Source organism: Terriglobus sp. YAF25 (assembly GCF_052113305.1).
Classification (GTDB): domain Bacteria; phylum Acidobacteriota; class Terriglobia; order Terriglobales; family Acidobacteriaceae; genus Terriglobus.
The window spans coordinates 1-1,550 of sequence record NZ_JBFRCY010000906.1; the positions used below are offsets into that span (position 1 = coordinate 1).

Consider the following 1,550-nt stretch of genomic DNA (forward strand, 5'->3'; position numbering starts at 1 on the left):
GCTGCAGAAGAGCCCTGAGTTGGTTCTGGACGGCTATCGGCATGTGGAGGCCGCTTCCGTCTCTGACGCGGTCGAGCAGGTGCTGCATGAAAAGCGCTACATGTCGCACAAGATGCAGTCGATCTTCCCGACCAAGTTCGTCGGAACGGCATTGACGGTGCAGCTCCTCAAGCAGGAGAACAACGATCCGAATGCGTTACAGGGCATGCTGCAGGCGATCGACAGCGGCGGCAAGGACAGTGTCTATGTCATGCAGGTGCAGGACGGCGCGGATATCGCCGGCATGGGCGGCCTGATGGGTACGGCCATGTGGTCGCGCGGATTCTCCGGGGCGGTGATTGACGGTGGTGTGCGCGATCTGCCGCAGTTGAAGCGCATCGGTTTTCCCGTCTATGCCACTGGCGTAGTGCCTTCGACCTCAGTCAGCCATTACCGCTTCGGTGGGATGAATGTTCCGGTCGTCTGCGATGGCGTGAAGGTCAATCCAGGCGACATCATTTCCGCTGACCAGGACGGGGTAGTGGTGATTCCGAAGGACAAGGCGGTCGAGGTGCTGATCCGCGCGCAGAAGCTCGATCAGACCGAGCATGCCATGTATCCCTATATCGAAAAGCTGCACTCGATTGTGGCCGCAGTGAAGGAGTTCGGACGCATCTAAACAAGCGTCCAAACTCCCTAGGTCATCTGCCCGATGACATGATTTCCACTTGCCGTTTCAAATAGTTACACACCGAAGGTGACATGCCTGTTCGTGCTGGAAAGGGGACTTCCTTTGCCTCGCCGTGCTGATGATCGTTCGATAAGCCGCCGCCGCCTGTTGGGCGCTGCTGGCGCTACTGTGGCCGCCTCTCTGCTTCCACCCTCTGCCATCGCCGCTACTACGGTGGCGGAACCTGCGGTGGACTACTACGACAAGCTTGGCGTTGCGAAGATCATCAACGCCGCCGGCACCTATACCTATCTGACGGCCGCGGTGATGGCGCCTCCAGTACAGCGTGCTGTGGCCGCGGCGGCGCATCATCCCGTCCGTCTGAAAGATCTTCAGCGCGCCTCGGGTGAATACATCGCTAAGCGCCTGAAATGCGAGGGCGCGGTGGTGAGCTCCGGTGCGTCAGCAGCGCTTACGCTGGGCACCGCTGCGTGCGTCGCGGCCAAAGGAAATCTGAAGTCGAATGAGATTCCTCTGCAGGCGCGTGAGCGTGGTTACGAGGTCATCGTGCAGAAGAAGCATCGCTACGAGTATGACCATGCGATGCTGATCTGCGGTGTGACCATCCGCGAGGTAGGAAGCCTGGAAGAGTACAAGAGCGCGTTCAGTGAACGCACGGTGATGACCAACTACTTCAACTCCGCCGGACCGGAGTCGGAGCCCGGAATTATCGATCGCGAGACCTGGCTGCAGGTTGCGCATGAGCATGGTGTGCCGTGCCATTTGGATGCCGCCGCCGATGTTCCTCCGATTTCGAATCTGTGGAAGTACACGGAGATGGGCTTTGACCTGGTGTGCTTCTCTGGTGGCAAGGGACTGCGTGGTCCGCAGAACGCAGGCC

General features: G+C 59.5%; 1 protein-coding gene and 1 pseudogene. Both read left to right on the plus strand.

Annotated elements, in window-relative coordinates:
• Positions 1 to 658 (plus strand): RraA family protein (locus AB4043_RS25070; protein ID WP_442308468.1); only part of this gene is annotated, 658 nt, incomplete at its 5' end.
• A 114-nt stretch (positions 659 to 772) separates the two neighbouring features.
• A pseudogene (locus AB4043_RS25075) lies at positions 773 to 1,550 on the plus strand (selenocysteine synthase); the annotation flags it as partial.